This is a genomic window from Paraburkholderia franconis (genome assembly GCF_009362735.1).
GTDB lineage: Bacteria > Pseudomonadota > Gammaproteobacteria > Burkholderiales > Burkholderiaceae > Paraburkholderia > Paraburkholderia franconis.
Genome location: NZ_WHNP01000217.1, coordinates 1 through 1,287, shown reverse-complemented (window position 1 = coordinate 1,287; position 1,287 = coordinate 1). Strand labels below are relative to the sequence as shown.

Sequence of the window (1,287 nt, the reverse complement as noted above, 5' to 3'; positions counted from 1 at the left end):
TGAGCTTGCCCCCGAAAAACGAATCCCTTGCTGAGCGTTTAAACTCATGCAAGGAGAAACAAGAAGATGAGCAAGACAAAGCGGGCGCGATACACGCTCGAATTCAAGCTGGAAGCGGTACGGCTGGTCAAGGCCGGCCAGAGCATTGCGGCGGTGGCTGCGACGCTGGACGTGCCGACCCAATCGATTTCCAACTGGGTCAAGGCTGAGCACGAAGGCAAGCTCGGCGGAGCCGGTACAAAGCCGGTAAGTCCGGAGCAGATGGAATTATCGAGACTGCGTGCCGAAGTGGCCCGCCTGAAGATGGAGCGGGACATACTAAAAAAGGCGTGCGCGTACTTCGCGAAGGAGTCGACGTGAAGTACGCCTTCATCGAACGTAATCGCCGTCATTGGCCGATTTCGGTGTTGTGCGAGGTGCTCGACGTCAGCCCCAGTGGCTATCATCAACGCCGGCAACGTACCGCGCAGGATAAGCCGGGCGGAAGCCGTGTGAGCGACGATGCCCTGCTGGCGCATATCAAGGCAATTCACGCACAGGTAAAGGGCGAATATGGCTGGCCACGCATGTGGAAAGAGCTGGTTGCGCGCGGCGTGCGCGTCGGCAAGGAGCGCGTGCGCAAGCTGATGGCACAGCACGGCATTCGTGCGCGGCACAAACGCAAGTACATTGCGACGACAAACTCGAATCATGGCTTGCCGGTCGCGCCGAACCTGCTGGAGCGCAACTTCACGGCGACGGCGCCGAATCAGGTCTGGACGAGTGACATCACGTATGTTGCAACGGCTGAAGGCTGGCTGTATCTGGCCGTCATCATCGACCTGTTCAGCCGGCAGGTCGTGGGCTGGTCAATGCAGCCACACATGAAGGCCGAGCTGGTTACCGATGCGCTGCGTATGGCGTGGTTCCGCCGCCACCCTGAAGCCGGCGTAATCGTTCATAGCGACCGTGGCAGTCAGTATTGCAGCGGTCTGTTCCAGGACACGCTGAAAGCATACGGCATGCGCTCATCCATGAGTCGACGTGGTGATTGCTGGGATAACGCGCCGACCGAAAGTCTGTGGGGTTCGCTGAAAGTTGCACGCCTGCACGGTCGACACTTCTCGACCAAACGTGCGGCAATGGACGAAGTGGTTGATTGGCTCAACTTTTATAACGCGCATCGGCTACACTCGACGCTCAATTACGTCAGCCCCATGACGTTCGAGAAGAACTGGTTCGCCGCTCAGCAAGGTGCGGCCGCATAAATCCCTCGGCTATGGGATTCGTGAAACAGGGGCAAGGTCA

The 1,287-nt window shown here is 58.7% G+C and carries 1 protein-coding gene; it reads left to right on the top strand.

The window, feature by feature from the left end; genetic code table 11:
- The first annotated feature begins 66 nt into the window (after window positions 1-66).
- Window positions 67-1,247 (top strand): IS3 family transposase gene (locus tag GCT13_RS47720; protein WP_152768435.1). Its coding sequence is split into 2 segments (ribosomal slippage): window positions 67-331 and window positions 331-1,247, totalling 1,182 coding nucleotides; the frame shifts between segments, so codons are not numbered across the junction.
- Window positions 1,248-1,287 lie beyond the last annotated feature (40 nt).